Origin of the sequence: Microcystis sp. M090S1, from assembly GCF_020246295.1 — a bacterium.
Taxonomy (GTDB): Bacteria; Cyanobacteriota; Cyanobacteriia; order Cyanobacteriales; family Microcystaceae; genus Microcystis; species Microcystis aeruginosa.
Genome location: NZ_JADBTF010000100.1, coordinates 1 through 17,798 on the forward strand (window position 1 = coordinate 1; position 17,798 = coordinate 17,798).

7 protein-coding genes are annotated in these 17,798 nt (G+C 39.2%); 1 reads left to right on the forward strand and 6 read right to left on the reverse strand.

What is annotated here, in order from left to right:
* Nucleotides 1–360: 360 nt before the first annotated feature.
* The 5 genes from IM477_RS04645 to IM477_RS04665 form a co-directional block, all read right to left on the reverse strand.
* On the reverse strand, nucleotides 361–3,294 hold the full coding sequence (locus tag IM477_RS04645) for an amino acid adenylation domain-containing protein (protein ID WP_287730719.1): 2,934 nt from the start codon (nucleotides 3,292–3,294) through the stop codon (nucleotides 361–363).
* A gap of 218 nt (nucleotides 3,295–3,512) precedes the next feature.
* Complete coding sequence (locus IM477_RS04650) at nucleotides 3,513–8,336, reverse strand: type I polyketide synthase (RefSeq protein ID WP_287730721.1); 4,824 nt, start codon at nucleotides 8,334–8,336, stop codon at nucleotides 3,513–3,515.
* A 197-nt stretch (nucleotides 8,337–8,533) separates the two neighbouring features.
* Nucleotides 8,534–13,267, reverse strand: coding sequence for a type I polyketide synthase (locus IM477_RS04655; protein WP_287730722.1), 4,734 nt, complete (start codon nucleotides 13,265–13,267; stop codon nucleotides 8,534–8,536).
* A 113-nt stretch (nucleotides 13,268–13,380) separates the two neighbouring features.
* A complete protein-coding gene (locus IM477_RS04660) occupies nucleotides 13,381–15,177 on the reverse strand; it encodes an NAD(P)/FAD-dependent oxidoreductase (RefSeq protein WP_287730724.1) in 1,797 nt (598 codons plus the stop codon).
* Between the two features lie 62 nt (nucleotides 15,178–15,239).
* Complete coding sequence (locus IM477_RS04665) at nucleotides 15,240–15,503, reverse strand: acyl carrier protein (protein ID WP_045359186.1); 264 nt, start codon at nucleotides 15,501–15,503, stop codon at nucleotides 15,240–15,242.
* A gap of 285 nt (nucleotides 15,504–15,788) precedes the next feature.
* On the opposite strand from IM477_RS04665, the gene IM477_RS04670 reads away from it, so the two are divergent.
* Nucleotides 15,789–16,307: a hypothetical protein gene (locus IM477_RS04670; protein ID WP_287730726.1), complete on the forward strand. Its 519-nt coding sequence runs from the start codon at nucleotides 15,789–15,791 to the stop codon at nucleotides 16,305–16,307.
* Between the two features lie 100 nt (nucleotides 16,308–16,407).
* Here the strand turns inward: IM477_RS04670 and IM477_RS04675 are convergent, their stop codons facing one another.
* Nucleotides 16,408–17,310 (reverse strand): helix-turn-helix domain-containing protein, encoded by a 903-nt coding sequence (locus IM477_RS04675; RefSeq protein ID WP_287730728.1) that lies wholly within the window; start codon nucleotides 17,308–17,310, stop codon nucleotides 16,408–16,410.
* Between the last annotated feature and the right edge of the window lie 488 nt (nucleotides 17,311–17,798).

Genomic DNA, 17,798 nt, shown 5'->3' on the forward strand with positions numbered 1-17,798 from the left:
TCCTTATTATAGTACATAAGTTGGTACAAAAAAGAGAGGGCAACAAAGCCTGAAACTCCCGACGACCGGCTACTGACGACCGGCTACTGACTCCTAACCCCACCAACAAACTTTTTCAGCAAATCCTATATAAAGGTATATGAAGATGTGCGGAATGTCGGATTTTGTCTTCCCATCAAGAGTGAGGAAGAGTCTTAACTCAGTGACGAGTCTGCGTTCTCAGAACTGTAATGTCTTGGAATTCTTGACCGGGGAGGTTAGGGCATCTCGTCAGGGAAGTTCTTCACCCTCTCTTCTGCCCTAGGAGAGTTCTGCCACTGAGTCAATGCCACTGGCTGCTTGACAACCCCCCCTGAACGGTTACGAATCAGCAACGCCAATAGGCTCTAATTCCTCAAGAAGAATGAGATAATCTTGTCCGATTTTTTGAATGGTCGTAGGAAGATGGAAATTACGAGAATATTCAATTCTTATCTCTAACTGACCATCTATGATTAGGAAAAAGAATTCAATCAATGTGGTACGTTTTTGATCCAGTGGCGATAAACGACAATCGCGCTCGCCATAAACAAACTCAAACAAGTCAGAGAGAGGAACCGAACGATTTCCCAGATAATTAGCCCTTACTGGGGTTAAATTACTATCAGGATAGAGATATTCAGGTAAAGACTCACCTATCCAATCATAAGTTACGCCATTCATTGGTAAGCTTTCAAACTGCTCATTGATGGTACTGATAGTTTTTTCCCAAGTCGTAGAAGTGGATAAATTAATGCCTATGGGAAAATTTACAGCATAATTGCCCATACTTTCCATAAAAGGCTGACCTTCGCCTAAATCTCGCCCATGACTACGATGACTGATAACCACCTGTTGGCGTTGACTCCAATCACCTAATAAACGGTATAAAGGAGCAAGGAGAATAGGATAAAAGTTAGACTGATAATAAGCCTTGCCTTGGCTTAATAACTGTTTAGTTTGCGCTTTACTTAGGACAAATCGCTCACTTTCGGCAGAAGCTTCAATATTTGGGCCTTTGACATGATCGACGGGGACTTCAAAGCGACTCTCTGCATCGGGAAATTGTTCCTTCCAATAATTCAAGTGTTCGTTTATTGTTCCTTTTTTCTCCTCATCCCTCAAGACTTGCACAAAATCTAAGTAAGACTGAGGATTAGGGTTAGGAAAAGTCGGCTCACTTCCTACCAATAATTGATGATAGGCACTCCAAAGTTCCTTAAACAAGATGGTTGCACTTAACATATCGGCAATGATGTGGTGAGCGACCATCGTAATATCGTAGCAATAGGGACTAACTTTAACGACAAGAGTAGCAGTAAGTGGCCAACGGTCAATCTGGATTTTTTTAGCTAAATCTGACATTTGAGCTTCAATTTTAGCATTACGTTCTGCTTCTGTTAAGTGGCTTCCATCCCAATACTCTGCTAGGATAGGTTGAGGATCATTGATCAAGTATTGCTGCCATTTACCTTGATTTTGTAGGCAAACCGTCCGAAAAGCTTCATGACGTTGCACCAAAAGATTAGCAGCTTGATTGAAAATATCAAGATTCAAAGACTGATGATAGAGAAAACGAGTATAACCCAACCATTGATAGGGAGGTTCAAAATAGTTGACTAACCAACTTTGTGCCGGTCCAAGGGGGATAAGAGAAGGAGTAGGGGGAGCAGCGGGAGCAGCGGGAGCAGGAAGTAATTCGGCGGCTAATGCTTTACGGTCTAACTTTCCGTTATGATTCTTAGCAAGTTGTGGAAACCAAGCGAATCGTTGAGGAATCATGTAATGGGGGAGTTTCTGCTCTAAATGTGCTTTGAGAACTCGGTTTTTGATTTTATCCCCCGATAAACAAGCAATTAATCGTTTTTGTCCTTCACCGTAATCAATAGCTAAAACGGCGGCCTCCCGTACATTGGGATGAGTGGTTAAGATGCTCTCAATTTCCCCTAATTCAATGCGAAAACCCCGAATTTTGACCATATTATCGATACGTCCATGATATTCCAGCGTACCATCAGGTAATTCCTTGACTAGATCACCTGTCCGATAAATATAGTCACCAGAGACATCAGAAAAAGGATTAGAACAGAACGCTTTAGCGGTTTTTTCAGGATCTTTGAGGTATCCTAATGCTAATTGTACGCCACCAAGCCAAAGTTCTCCCATTTCCCCTTGTTTAACAGGTTGCATCTGATCATCCAACACTTTGAGATAGACATTATCGATCGCTTTTCCGATGGGAATTTGGCTGCTGGTGCGTTCGTCAGGACGTTCTGTAATAATATGGTAAGTCACATCAATTGAGGCTTCTGTCGGTCCATAAAGATTGGCTAAACCTGTCTTTAATCCATAACAATCAAGCCATTTTTGGATAAAAGACATGGGTAAAGCTTCCCCACTAAAGATTAACCAGCGTAGATCAGGAAATGTCCAAGATTCGTTTTCAATCGCACTGATAAATTCCCCAAAGAGTGAGGGAACAAAGTGCATTACATTAATTTTAGTCTTTTTAATCCATGCAGCAAATTCCCAAGGATTTAAGACTACTTCGCGTTTGACGGGACATATTGTTGCACCTTCCATTAACGTCCAGAAAATTTCCCATACGGAAATATCGAAGCAAAAAGAGGTGCGTTGTGCAATGCGATCGCCTGTTTTCAGGGAAAATGTCTTTTGCATCCATTCTAGACGATTCATATAACCGCGATGGTTTAACATTACCCCTTTTGGCCGTCCTGTTGATCCAGACGTATAAAGAATTACCATTAAATCCTCAGGACGATTACAAAGATTTATGGATTCTTTACTGTGTTTTTGCCAGATAGAAGTGGTAATCTGAGTTAAATCATTAATTTTGTTTAATCTTTCTCCTTCATCTAAAAAGAGGACGGTTTGCAAGGGTAAAGGTTCTGTCACACAGGAAATTAACTGTTCACTTACTTGATGTTCGGTAAGTAAAATCTCGATAGTGGCATGATGAAGAATATAACGCAATCTTTCGACGGGATAATCGGGATCTAAGGGTACATAACAGCCACCGGCTTTAAGAATTCCCAAAATACCAATAATCATGCCTGGATTTCGTTCCGTCATAATTCCTACTCTGGTATTGGGGTTAACACCTTGAGTCTGTAAATAAGCAGCAACTTGATTAGAAAGATGGTCTAATTGTTGATAAGTTAGGGGACAAGTCTCATCTAAAACAGCGATCGCATCAGGGGTTAATTGTGCTTGTTTAATAATTTTATAGTAGGGAATTTCGGGGGAAAAAGCCATAAGAATAATCCTCTATTAGATGTTAGGTGGTAGGGGCGCAAGGCTTGCGCCCATTGGTCTTTTAAAAGGTAGCCATTAAGGACTGATAACGAACCTTCGCTGATTGAGGTATAGCCGGACAAAAAAAGTTCAGGATATCATAAATATTTGTGGATTCCTACCTACCGCAGGAATGACATATTTTTCTTCGTCCTAACATTAATTTGTCGGGCTATATTTTACGAATAGCTGTTGACGATTGAAGGTTGAGATGGGGCTAAAATAGCAGCCATTTCTTGTAAAGTTCGACAATTTAAAAGGTCTTGGCGATATTGTTTGCCATAAATCCCTTCTAGCTTGGTAACAAGGCGAATGCGTTCTAAAGAATCTAGTCCTAAATCTGCCTCCAAATCATCACTCATTTCTTCTTCTTCAATTGTCCAATGACAAATTTTGGAAGTTATTTGTCGTAGCATTTCTTCAATCTCTGTATTAAGAGAAATAGACGAAGAATGAGAAATAATAACTTGATCTTGGACGGGTAAATTGGCTAGTTCTTCAATTTGGCTGACATAGGCTGTCATTAATTGATTTATTAGCAATAAGTCAAAGTGATGGTAATCGTAACTTGCAAATAAATGAAGACGATTATTAAATATTTCTTGCAAAATATCAATTGTTCCAGTTGCGTTCATTCCTCCTGCTTGATAGTCAGTAATTGATAAAGCATCATACTGAGGTTGAAGGTGAGTTTGTCCCGTATAAGGAAGGTATAAATTAGACTTTAAAGCCTCCTGTATTAAAGAAAGACTATGAGGGGGAATTTTACCCTTTTCTAGGGTAATATTGTCTCGAAAAATTGTTCCCATTTGACGAGTTTGCGCCCGATCTAAACCTGTGCCAATATGTTGTTGTACAGTTTGCTGAATTTGGCTTAAAAAGGTCGGCCAATCTTGCTCAGATTGAGGTTTAGCAAAACTTAATGCCAGATTTTGAGCAAAACTACTAACCACACCTGTTGCATCTACTTCGGGGTAAATTCGTCCACTGGTGGGAATCGAAATTCCGATATTTTCAGCTTTTGAATCTATTTGTGACATAGTTTTTAGAAATGCACCTAATAATAGTGCATTCATCGGGACTCGCCATTGACGGGTTTTGTCGATTAATTGAGAGGTAGTTTCTGCTGAAAGTAGATACTTTTGATTGTAAAAGAGAGGAGATTTTTGAGCATTTTTCTGCTGTTTAGGTTGCCAACGATAGGACATTCCAGACACAGCATTATTGTATTCTGCTAAGGCTCGATCTTCCTCAATATCTTGCCAATCGTTCATTAATTGAACCTGTTTTCGATAATCTTCTACAGTCAATGTAGGGGGAAGATTTGGCGTTTCTTTAGCAACTATAGCCCGGTAAATTTCCAAGAATTCCCGCATCATGACATGGTTACTTAACCCATCCGAAATTAAGTGTTCATTCCCTAAAAATAATTGATGAATTTGATCAGATAATTTAAGAACAGAAAATCCATGCAGCGGCCATTGCGTTAAAGACCAGTTATAGTTTAACCAATGATAGATTTCTTCTTCAATTTTCTCCCCTTGTTCCTCAGGAGTTAAAGTTGTGAAATCTTTAACAAGAATTTCAGGAGGAATGGGATTTTCTAGCACTTCTAATTGATAGTCTGCAAAGCAGGTTGCATCTTCTGGAATCTGAAATTGCGCCCGTAACATGGGATGTCGATTAATTAACAGTTTCCATGCTTGTTGAGCAATATTTAAGTCAAATTCTCCTGCAATTTTAACCTTAGTAAATAAACTATTAGAATTGAGACTCCAATAACTCATTAACAAGGGAATTTGACTATGGAGAATAGGAACCAGATTCGAGGGTTGTGGTTTGAGGTTTTTGGTTTGTGGTTTAGGGTTAGAGATTTGAGGTTTGGGGGATGAAGTATGAGATTGAATAATGGTTAATAATTCCTGAAGATTGGAGACTTGCATTAAATGGCGTAGGGAAAAGGTTTCACTAAATTGACTACGTTGCTCTTCAGGAATTAATGATAGTAACCCGTTCATTAATTGGGTCATCATAATAGAATCTAACCCTAAATCTGCTTCTAAGGAAACATTCAAACTCAATTGCTGAGGATTTAAACCCGTAATTTGACTTATTAAGGCAATTAATTGACTTTCTAGGCTTTCAGCCTTGGTTTCGTTTTGTTTTTGGGTTGGGCGCAAGCCTGGCGCCACTACAGTTTCTCGTTCTTGACTTTGGTGTAAGTCTTGCCCTTCTACGGTTTCTGTCCCTTGGGTTGGGCGTAAACCAGGCGCCTCTACGGTTAACCAGTAGGGTTGTTTTTGGAAAGCATAAGTAGGTAAAGGAAGACGAAGACGAGCATAATCTTTATCAAAGCCATTCCAATCAATATTAACCCCAGAAACGGCTAATTTCGCCACACTTTGTAATAAAATTTGCCAATCATCCTGTCCTCGTTGTAGGGAAGATAACCACAGATAATCAGGGTTTGCTAAGGTTTTTTGACCCAATCTCGTTAAAATCGGATGAGAGCCGATTTCAATAAATAGATTATAACCTTGGCTGGCTAAGGTTTCTATTGCAGGGGCAAATTGGACGCATTGACGCACTTGTTGACACCAATAGTCCTCTGTTACTGCTTGGCTGATTTCTTCACCTGTGACGGTGGAAATCCAATCTAATTGGGGTGTTTTATAGCTAATTTTAGCAGCGATCACTTTAAATTCTGCTAATATCGGTTGCATCATCCCGGAATGAAAAGCATGAGATACCTTAAGCAGACGCACTTCAATGCTTTGTGATTCTAAATCTGCTTTAATCTGATTAATTGCTTCCTGATCACCCGAAATAACAATATTTTCCGAACTATTGATAGTTGCAATCTCAACTTGATCCCCATAAGGAGAAATAACAGATTTTACTGTTTCAATAGGGGCAAATATGGCTGCCATTGCGCCTTTTTGGGGTAAAGACTGCATTAAGCGTCCTCTTTCGGCAATTAACTTGATTCCCTCTTCGAGAGAATAAACCCCTGCAACACAAGCGGACACATATTCCCCCACACTATGACCTAAAACCCCATCAGGTTTAATGCCCCAAGACTGCCATAATTTATATAATGCGTATTCAATGGCGAATAAGGCGGGTTGAGTATAAGCAGTTTGGTCTAATAAGCTAGAATCACTGTATAAAACCTCTAATAAGGACTTTTCTAGGTAAGGTTGCAATAAGCGATCGCATTCCTCTAACGCGTGACGAAAGGTGGGTTGAGTTTCATACAGTTGTCGTCCCATGTCTGCATACTGAGAACCTTGTCCTGTAAACAAGAAAGCAATCTTATTTTGACGACTTTTTGCAACTGCTTGGCTGAAAACATTCAAACAAGGTTGTTTTTGCGTAAATGCTGTTAAAGAGTCCTTGGCTTCAAGGGTTGATTTTGCCAAAATTGCCAGACGATGGTTAAATTGTCCTCGTCCCGTGTTGGCACTAAAAGCTAAGTCTGCTAGGTTTAATTGAGGATTTTTCTCTAAATAGTTGACCCATTTTTGCGCTAAATCATCTAAAGCATCGTCGCTTTTCGCTGATAGAGTGAGTAAATGAGCAGGACGATCCACTTCAGAAGGATTAAAGCTTAATTGAGGCGGTTCTTCGATGATAATGTGGGCATTTGTGCCACTTAATCCAAATGCACTAATTCCGGCCCTTCTAGGTTCTTCTGTTCGCTGCCAAGGCAGAGAAGCGGTAGGAATTTTGAGAGCGGTTGCAGCAGCCGCTAAATCAGGATTAAGTTCTTTAAAATGAAGATGGGGGGGGATTTCTTGATTTTTTAGGGATAAAATGACTTTTAATAGGCTGGCCATCCCGGCTGCAATTTCTAGGTGGCCGATATTCGTTTTTACTGAACCTACCATTAAGGGGTTATCAGTGGAACGATCTTTGCATAGGATATTGTTAATCCCCCGTACTTCAATAGGGTCGCCTAAGGCTGTTCCTGTCCCGTGTGCTTCTAAATAGCTAATTTGTTCGGGTTTTACTTTTGCATTCTCCAATGCTTGACGAATAACTGCCATTTGCGCTGATCCATTGGGAACCGTTAAACCACTACTGGGGCCATCTTGATTGACCGCCGAGCCTCTAATTACCCCTAAAATGTTATCTCCATCGCTTATAGCATCAGAAAAGCGTTTTAAGACCACCATTCCACAGCCTTCCCCTCTCACATAGCCATTTGCATCTTTATCAAAGGTTTTACAACGACCATCAGGGGACAAAGCGCGGGTTTTAGAAAGATATAACGTCACCTCCGGGGATAACATTAAACTAACTCCCCCTGCTAAAGCTAAATTTGACTCTCTATTGCGTAAGCTTTGACAAGCCAGATGTACCGTGACTAAAGAGCTAGAACAGGCGGTATCAATGGCTAAACTCGGTCCTTGTAGCCCTAAAAAATAGGATAAGCGACCCGAAGCGAAACAAAACGCATTTCCTGATCCCGTATAAGCATCAATGGGAATTTGTTGCTTAATTTGCAGTTTTGCGTAATCATCCAAGCCAATGCCCACAAATACGCCTGTTTGCGTCCCTGTCAGCTTCTGAGGTGCAATTCCGGCATTTTCTAACGCTTCCCAACTTACCTCTAATAATAATCGTTGTTGAGGGTCTAGTGCGATCGCCTCACGGGGAGTCATCCCGAAAAATTGCGGATCAAATTGATCTACTGCGTCAATAAACCCGCCATAACGAGCATAAGTTTTGTTAGGAAGATCGGGATTTTCGTCATAATAAGCCTCAGCATCCCATCTTTGGCTAGGAACAGGGACAATTGCTTCTTTTCCCCTTGATAATAGCTCCCAAAACGCCTCTGGACTATTTGCACCCCCCGGAAAACGACACCCCATGCCAATAATAGCGATCGGTTCATTTTTTTGCCGTTCTAAGGCTTCAATCTTGTTACGAGCTTCTTTAAGCGCAATAACTGCTTTTTGTAACGGCGTTAATTCTGTTTTCTGGTGATGAGAACCCATGATGTTAAAATGCTCCTTAGATATTAGGTGTGAGGTGTTAGGTATTCAGATAACTGATAAGTAGGTAGGCACAATTATTTGTAGGATGGGTTAGCGGTAGCGTAACCCATGCGGGCGTTGGGTTTCATGCTTCAACCCAACCTACGTTCATTTTATATTTAATTCCACCCACCTACTTAACTGATAACTGATAACTGTTAAAGTAATGCTTCTAATTCCGCCAATTCTCGCTCCATTAGGGCTTCTGTTTCTGCTTCTGACAGCGACTCCAATTCAGCAAGGGCTTGGTTGAGTACTACAACATCCGTTGACTCTGTTTCCGAAGAAATCTGAGAATTTTCTGAATTATCTTGCCAAGCAAATACTTCTTGGACAAAATACTGCACCACATCACCAATAGTGGGATACTCAAAAGCAAAGGTAGAAGGTAAAGAGACAGAAAATAAGCCTTCTAGACGATGTTTCAGTTCTACGGACATTAAAGAATCCATTCCCATCTCAAAGAACCCTTTATCAGTATCTGGTAAAGTATCTCCGTGAATTCCTAAGACTTGCGCTACTTCTTGCTGTAAACGAGTGGTTAATAGGGTGACTCGTCGGTGAGGAGGGGTTTTTTGGATGGTTTGGGGGAAATTCTCGACCGTTTGCACAAAATTATCCTGATCTTGCTTGAATAACGCTTCTAAGAAAGCCACCCGTCCTTTTGCTGCAACAATCGTTTTAAACTTAGACCAATCAATCTCTGCTACCATTGTTTGAGTAACATTACCATTGATTAGAGCATCTAAAGTATCTAGGGCTAAATTAGGTTGTAATGGATTGATTCCCAGGCGTTTTAAGCCTTCTTCATAGCCTTGCGTGGCCATTCCCCCTTTAGCCCAAGGTCCCCAGTTAATGCTTAACCCTGTGAGTCCAGACTCTCGACGGTAGTGCATTAAACCATCTAAGAAATGGTTGGCAGCAGCATAGTGAATTTGACCTCGTGATCCGATTAAAGCAGACATGGAAGAGAAACAAACAAAGAAATCTAAGGATAAATCTTGAGAAAGTTGGTGTAAATTCCACGCTCCTGCTGCTTTAGGATTAAATACGCTCTCAAAACAATGGAAATCCATCTTGTCAATGGTGCGATCGCTCAAAACCCCTGCTGCGTGAATAATACCCTGTAAGGGAGGACAATTTTCTTGAATTTGGTGAAAAAGTTGACGGGTTTGTTGATGATCACTGACATCAGCGGCAATTACTTGAATAGTAGCCCCTTTATCCTCTAAAGCTTTGATTTTTACCTGTTTATCCGTTGAATGGTCAGCTAAGGCTCGCCGACTGGTTAAGATTAAATGATTTGCACCTTTTTCAATTAACCAATCTGCTAAACTTAATCCTAAAGAGCCTAAGCCACCAGTAATGAGATAACTGGCTTCTGTCTTCTTAAAATTGATGTTTGAGCTTTTTATTGCTTTATTAGGTACTAAACGGGCAACATATCGTTGATGATCCCGAAAAGCGATGCGATCTTCTCCTAGATTTTCTGTTATTTCAGCAATAATTGCTTGAGACGATGGTTGTTTTTCTTCTAAATCAATCAATCCTCCCCATAAATTAGGATATTCAAGGGCAATGACTTGACCCATTCCCCATAAGGACGTTTGCGCTATTTTAAGCGGTTTAACAGCATCATTCACCGGTTGTGCTTGTTGTGTTATGACCCAAAGTTTAGGGGGTTCTTTAGTTTTAAATTGAGCTAAAGCTTGTGTTAGATACAATAAACTGGCATAAGAACGAGTTTGAGAGGGTTGGGAGTTAATATCGCTGTCTAACCCCCATAAATAGACCACTTTGGTGATTGGTTCAGTTAGATCTTGTAACAACCGTTGAAAATCCTTATCATTATTAGGATTAATTTGATAATGACCTGACACCAACTTCTGATAAGTTTGACCAGAAGACACCAAAATATAAGCATCATTTAGCGTTGTTGCTAAGGCTTTACCAACTCCTTGATTATCATTAAAAATTAACCACCGTTCTCCTTGAGAAGGCTTATTTTTTAAGTTTAAAGGACTGAGTTGCCATTCCACTTGATAACAGTTTTTACTAACATCCTGTAGGATAGGCATCTGGCCTGCTATTGTTGTATCTTCTCCCACCAATAACTGTAATAATTGCGGTAAAAACTGCTTGACTTCAGGTGATAATTGAACACTTTGATTTAACTGTTCCGTTAGTTGTTCAGTTTTGCCTTCAACTAATAAATTAAGTAAACTAGAAGCAGAAGAAACAGACTTAAATTGAGGTTTAGCATCACTTACCCAATAAGATTCATGTTGCCAAGGATAAAGCGGTAACTTAACAAACTGACAATTTTCGGGATATAATTTTTCCCAATTAATCGACTGTCCCCAAGTATAGAGCTTTCCTAAAGAATTTAATAGCGTTCCCCGTTCAGAATGTTCTCGTCTTAGAGAGGGTAAAACAAATCCCTCAGTATCTTGTTCTCGTAAGGTACTTTTAATATATCCCAATAAAACAGGATGGGGGCTGATTTCAACAAAGATAGTATGACGAGATTTAATCATTGCTTCAATCGCAGGGTTAAAACGTACCGTCTGACGCATATTTTGTCCCCAATAAGCAGCATTAAATAATGTACCCTCTTGTTGATCACCTGTTACGGTTGAGAAAATTGGTATGGTGCTTTTTTGAGGCTGAAGCTCTCCTAATTTTTTAACTAAATTATCCGCAAAAGTAGTCATTTGTTGACTATGAAAAGCATAATTAACAGGGAGTTCTTTGTAGAAAATATGAGGATGGTTTTGGGACAATTCAGCAATTAATTGATCGATCGATTGAGACTCCCCAGATACAACCGTTGAATAAGGACTATTAATGGCAGCAATTTCTAATTTATTTTCCCAAGCAGCCATTAAATTTTCTACCTCATTAACAGGTAATTCAATCGCAAGCATTTTTCCATTTCCTGTTGCTTGCTGCATCAACTGTCCGCGCTGACAAATCAAATGAATGGCTTCCTCAAGAGTTAGAATTCCCGCAAAATGGGCGGCTGCAACTTCTCCCAAGCTGTGACCAACCACAGATTTAGGATTAATCCCCCAAGATTGCCATAATTTAGCTAATCCAACTTGTAAAGCGAATAAAGCAGGTTGAGAAACTTCTGTTTCTTGTAAACGAGATTGAGCTTCAGACGCATTAAATTCCGCTAATAATGACCAGTTAGCATACTTTTGAATCAAAGTATCACATTGTTTAATAACAGAGCGAAAAACGGGTTCTGTTGCTAATAATTCCCGTCCCATTGCCCACCATTGAGGTCCTTGGCCAGAAAAGACAAAAGCAATGTTTGTTTTACGTTTTGAAGGCTTAGATTGAGTCGATAAATCAATCGTTTCTAACTCTTTTAAACCCCTCAATAATTCCTCAGGAGAATGAACCACAACCGCCTGACGATGAGCATGATGAGTCCGTCTTGCACTAGCACTATAGCAAAGATTCTGGACAAATTCAGCGGTTAAAGCTTGATCTTTCAGGAAATCTTCATAATTTTGAGCTAAATCTTTAACCGCTTCGTGACTATGGGCAGATAAAGGAAGTAAATGAGGGAAAGTTAAGGAAATTGGTTCTTGGTGAGATAAATTAGCTTCTTCTAAGATAAGATGAGCGTTTGTTCCCGAAAATCCAAAAGAACTAATTCCCACCTTGGCGGATGTTTCCTGTTGTGGCCAGGTAATTAAAGATGATTGAAGCTTAAGGGGTAACTTATCAAAGGGAATATAAGGATTCGGCTTGTTAAAATGCAGACTGGGCGGAATTTGCTTGTTTTTCAGGGAAAGTGCCATCTTAATCACACTGGCAATTCCTGCTGCTGCTTCGAGATGTCCTATATTACTTTTTACCGATCCCACCAAACAAAGATTATCCTTGTCTCGTCCTTCTTCTAACACAGCTCCCAAGGCCATCGCTTCGATGGGATCGCCTAAAGATGTTCCCGTCCCGTGTAATTCCACATAATTAAGCTCTTTTGGCTCAATTTCGGCATTTTTCAAGGCTGATCGAATCAAGCTTTCTTGTGCCGGTCCATAGGGAACCGTTAACCCCTTGCTGCGTCCATCATGATTAATAGCAGTTCCTCTAATTAACGCATAAATGGAATCCTTATCTGCGATCGCTTGAGCCAACGGTTTGAGAATAATACAACCGACTCCCTCACTTCGCACATATCCATTGGCGCTTTCATCAAAGGTTTTGCAACGTCCATCAGGAGACAAGGCTTTCAATTTGCTTAACGCAATATTACCAATAGGGGATAAAATCAGGTTAACCCCTGCTGCGATCGCCATTGAAGACTCATCATTCCATAAACTTTGACAAGCGAGATGCACTGCGACCAAAGAGGAAGAACAAGCCGTATCTACCGCTAAACTAGGACCTTTTAAGTTAAAAAGATAGGAAAGACGACCGGCTGCGATATTTGTGCAGTTTCCTGTTAAATCATAGCCTTGGGGATGGTGGCTATATCCTGCATGGATGCGACTATAATCGTTTGTGGCAATTCCCACAAATACACCTGTTTTCGATCCTGCCAATTGTTCCCGTGTTATTCCTGCATCTTCAATGGTTTCCCAAGCTACTTCTAAGAGTAAGCGTTGCTGAGGGTCCATTAATAAGGCTTCTCTAGGAGAAATCCCGAAAAAATTAGGATCAAACCCATCAACTTGCGATAAAAATCCCCCATGACGAGAATTCATTTTTCCCTGTGTTTCAGGATTCTCATCATAATATTCATTAATATTCCAGCGCTCCTTAGGAATTTCGGTGATTCCGTCAATTCCATTTGATAATAATTGCCAGAACTCATGAGGATTATTGGCTTTAGGAAAACGACAGCCAATCCCAATAATTGCAATAGGTTTCATGGTTGAGATATCCGTAATTAATAGACAGTAATTGCGTAGGGTTAAAGGTAAAAGATGCTATCTTGTGATTTTTGATGTTATCTTTTACCTATGCCTAAGTGATTCACCCAAATTTAGACAATAATAGGTATTTTTTCGGGCGCTCTTTTCACTTCTTCTTTTACCCAAGGATTTAGTTGAGGTCGATAATGATAGTGGGTAAATTCTTGGCGAGTTTGTTCAATTTTACTATTATCAGGAATCCCTTTAGTAAAATGTTTATAAAACATTTCGCCGATAATTGCTTGTAGCATATGAACAAAATGTTCAACCAAATAGTAAAGATTTTTTCCATTTAAAAAGCCACGCCACCCAAAACCTTTCCAGAGGAATTTAGCATACCAAATTGCCGTGTAGAAATTTGTCCATTTCATAGATGCAAAGACATTAGACCGTTTGGGTTCAAGTTTGGTATTTTCGACAAAGTTATCAAAATGTTGAAGAGTATGATAATCTCCCCAAAGTTGATCGCCTCGATAACAATCCATGAAACCTAAATTTTTCCCTTGTTTAATGACTTCATTAAATTGTTGATAAAGATGTTCACAATATCCTGTTTGATGTTCTTTTAAGCCAAGGGTATATCGTGCTAGAAAATCCAAGTCTAGAAACCATTTTCCTGTGTACATAGGAACTTGGACACCAAACCACCAGATATAATCATGATAGATGCGCCAACTCATAATACTGGCATCTCCTAACTGTTGATCATGATGTTTGATTAGATGGTTATTAAACCGCGTGTAAGTTAGGATAAAATCATTGTACGCCGCTTGTTTTTTCTCGCCAATAGCTTCTCCTACTAATTTACTGCGAATAATTTCTGTCGTACATTCAATTTGATAGGAAATCATGCTAGATCCCAAAGAATAAAAAGGATCAAAAATACAAGCTGCATCTCCAATTACATACCAATTATCGGCTGAAAACATGGTTTTGCTTGTATGAGAAGGTCGCGGTAAATAATGGAAATCAATATTTTCACCACTATTAACTAAACGATAAAGAATTTCATGATTGGCTTTTAAGAAATCATAAAATTTCTCTTTTGTGTTAATTTGATTATCAGCGATCGCTGAACGATGATAAGCAATGCCAATGGAAATTTCTTGACTATCCTTCTCGGTAGGAATCATCCATAACCAATGACCATGACCGAACCAATGATTGGTTGCATAGTAATGGCTACAAGTTGTACCATAAGGATCATAACCATCGTGAAAAATGGTGCGATCAATATTGTTAACTCTAACCCAAACAGAACCGGTATCAAGTCCAAAAAGATTATCTGCTCCAAATAGGAGATTATCGGTTTTTTGACCAATAATAAACTTCCGTCCTGCGGCATCAATAACGTGCTTTGCTTTGAGAGTTATCTGTTCATTTTCGACTTTAGCGATAACGGTTTTGAGTTCATCTTTTGAGGTTAAATCAACATCTACAACTCGACCTTGATAAAAAGTTGCTCCCATCGCTTTATTCATTTTTAGGAGATCCCGTTCAAATTTTGCCCGGTTCATTTGAAAGGAAGCCAAAGGCGGTTGACGATTATTCCAAATATGATAATAATCATCAGTGGTAGTCGTTTTGTCCTTCTTTTTCGGCCAATGGAAGTTTAGTCCAAATTTGGGAGGATGATTTTCGATCATATACTCATATAACCCCAATTCTTTGCAAACAAATAGGGTGGCAATTTCCACCATTGATTCGCCAATTTTGAGGTCTTTATTAGTTCTTTCTTCTGGACGAGGATCGATGAGTGCAATTTTAATGTTGGGAACATTTAGAAGTAAGTGTCTTGCTTGACAGACCCCGGCGAAACCTGCTCCCATAATCACCACATCATAAACTTTTGTGTCAGTTGTAACCATTGGTGAAATTCTCCTAAAATGTGATGAGGAATAGAGTGAATGAGAAAGAATACAAGAAAAAGTTAAAGATATAATTCCCCTAATCGGGTTGCTAATTCAGCAATGGTGGGATAGTTAAAAATGACCACAGGATTTAATTCCTTTCCGAGCCATTTTTCTAAGCGTCCTAATAAAACTAACGCTTTTCGTGAGTCGAGTTCATAATTATCAAAAGGTTCTTCAATATCAATGTCATCAAGGTCAACATCGAGTTGTTGAGCCAACTGATCAACGAGCCAGTTTTGAATGTCTTCAACGGTACAAGGAGATTGAACAGTTGTCATCATGGGTTAAGTTCCTTTAACGTGAAAAAAGTGTTGTAGCAAACTAAGATTGCTTAACTTATATTCCTAGTTTATTCCTCTATCCATTGATCAGCCATGTTTTATTTTTCGCCAAAACTGGATTTTTTTTATTCCTATTTTTTATGGTCAAATTTAGTACGTTTTTACTATATAAATATAATCGAAAAACCTAGCAGACAATACAAAATATTATCCATTAAATTTCAACTCCTTTTTTCTTACAATAAAAGGTAACAAAATTAAGTTGCTAGTTACTAGGTAAAAATTATGATAGAGACTCATGTTCTTAACCCATCTGTTACAGAGATTTATTCCACTACTCAACCGATTGAAACCGCTCATAAATCTCCGCAAATGCTCCAAGAATTATTAACTTCAGCCGTTGTACAGCTTGAAACAGAACTGCAAGATAAGCTAGAAAAACTGCTATCTAAACAGGAGTATCAGTTGTTAAAAATTGGAGAGAATATTAATAGCTTGACTCAGGAATTAGAGCAAGCAATTTCTGAATTTCTCCAAATTGCCCAACAAGCAAATAAAACCTATAGTTCTCTACAGTTTTTGGGTCAATTTGTTGAACAAAAACCTAATAACTCACCCAATAAAGGAAGCCAAGATACCGTTAGAGTGGTTTATAGTCATGCCGCCAAATTACCGATTCCTGTGGTAGAAAAATATGGCTTAGGGTTTATCCTAAACTATAAAACGGTTGATTTATCCCAACTAGGTATTACCCTTTCACTCTCTCGTCAATCTCCGTCTCTTCCTGCCATCAAACAGGGATAATTTAAGCACTACTAAGGTGGGCAATGCCCACCTCAATCATGATTATGTAAGGTGTAAAGTTTAAATACTTAGAACCTAAAACCTAAAACTCAGCCATCATTTAAGCTACTTGAGTTTGATATTTTTCTCGCCAACGTTTAGGAGATACTTTATGTAACTGACTAAAGCGACGGGAAAAATAATAGGGGTCAGTAAACCCAACGGTGGCGGCAATTTTGGTAATTGACTCATGGGTTTTCAGTAACAAGGATCGGGCTTCTAGCATTCTTCGTTCCACAATCCAATGAATAATCGTTTTGTCGGTGCGACGCTTAACTAAATTGGTTAAATAAGCAGGAGAATAACCAGCCGCTCCAGCCACATCATTGAGGGTAATGGGTTGACTATAATTTGCCTCAATAAACTCAAAAACGGGTTTTAATTGAGAACTATTAGGGTAGAAAGAAGCCAAAGAATCAAAGAAATTCGGTTGCGGGGTAGAAGAAGGCTGTATCAACGATTGAGGAGCTTGTTTTGAGTTAACAGAAGGATGAATTCTGCAAGCGTAGCCATCTTTTTCAGATTCTAGAAAATTTAAAGAACGAGCTACTATGCTTATATAATCCTGATCTCCATATTTGAGAAAGTTAACCGTAATATCGAGGGATTGATGATCCTCATAATAAGGATGTTGTGTGATCCAACGTCCAAAACCTCGACGTTGAATTAATTTCCAGTATCTAGACCAATCTGAGTTTAAAAAATCTTGAGCAGCTTCTTCTATAGTCAAATTAGATAATTGTTCTCTGGAATATCCCAATAAAGCACAAGCAGCATCATTGTAATGCTTAATCCGTCCTTGAGAATCGATCCACAATACAGATTCAGGGATTTGATTGATTAAATATTGAATAACAGATATGGATTCAGCTATTTCTTGCTGAGGGACGGAATTAAGAAAGTTAGTCGTAGAATGAGAGAAGTTAAGGGAGTTAAGAGGGTTAAAGTTTGGAGTTAAAAGCATGAGACTGTTCCTATAATTTCCAAAATAGATGGCGGATAATTTTTTGACCACAAAAGATAGTTTTCACTCCATCACCGACAAAACTGATTTCCTTATCTTCTTAATTCTTGACAAGGAAATTATCTCCGCTTGTCTTCGATCTACAAGCGGAGATTCGTCTTTCCGCAAATTTTTAAAACCCACATTCCGCACTGCAAATTATTTATATCTGGACTTCCCCCATACAGAAATACTAAAAAATTAACAAAACCCTTACTGCATGGGGCTTCTCAGAAAAAATTGACAAGACTCTACTGGGTACATTTTTCCCTTGAAAATGGCTGTACCGTTGACTGTATCTGGAGTAGAGCGATTCCGTAGAGTTGGCTGTATAGTGATCGCTAACCTCATTGTAACAGATGGTGTCATTAATCTCTAGAGTCAGCGATTCCCTCTGTAGCCATGTTTTTGATGGTTTTCTGCCCCGAAACAAGCTATAATGGTCGAAA

Excerpts from the sequence above, each read along its gene's own strand:
- IM477_RS04670 (WP_287730726.1), top strand. The coding sequence starts at position 15,789 with ATGATAGAGACTCATGTTCTTAACCCATCTGTTACAGAGATTTATTCC.
- IM477_RS04665 (WP_045359186.1), bottom strand. The coding sequence starts at position 15,503 with ATGATGACAACTGTTCAATCTCCTTGTACCGTTGAAGACATTCAAAAC.
- IM477_RS04650 (WP_287730721.1), bottom strand. The coding sequence starts at position 8,336 with ATGGGTTCTCATCACCAGAAAACAGAATTAACGCCGTTACAAAAAGCA.
- IM477_RS04660 (WP_287730724.1), bottom strand. The coding sequence starts at position 15,177 with ATGGTTACAACTGACACAAAAGTTTATGATGTGGTGATTATGGGAGCA.
- IM477_RS04675 (WP_287730728.1), bottom strand. The coding sequence starts at position 17,310 with ATGCTTTTAACTCCAAACTTTAACCCTCTTAACTCCCTTAACTTCTCT.
- IM477_RS04645 (WP_287730719.1), bottom strand. The coding sequence starts at position 3,294 with ATGGCTTTTTCCCCCGAAATTCCCTACTATAAAATTATTAAACAAGCA.
- IM477_RS04655 (WP_287730722.1), bottom strand. The coding sequence starts at position 13,267 with ATGAAACCTATTGCAATTATTGGGATTGGCTGTCGTTTTCCTAAAGCC.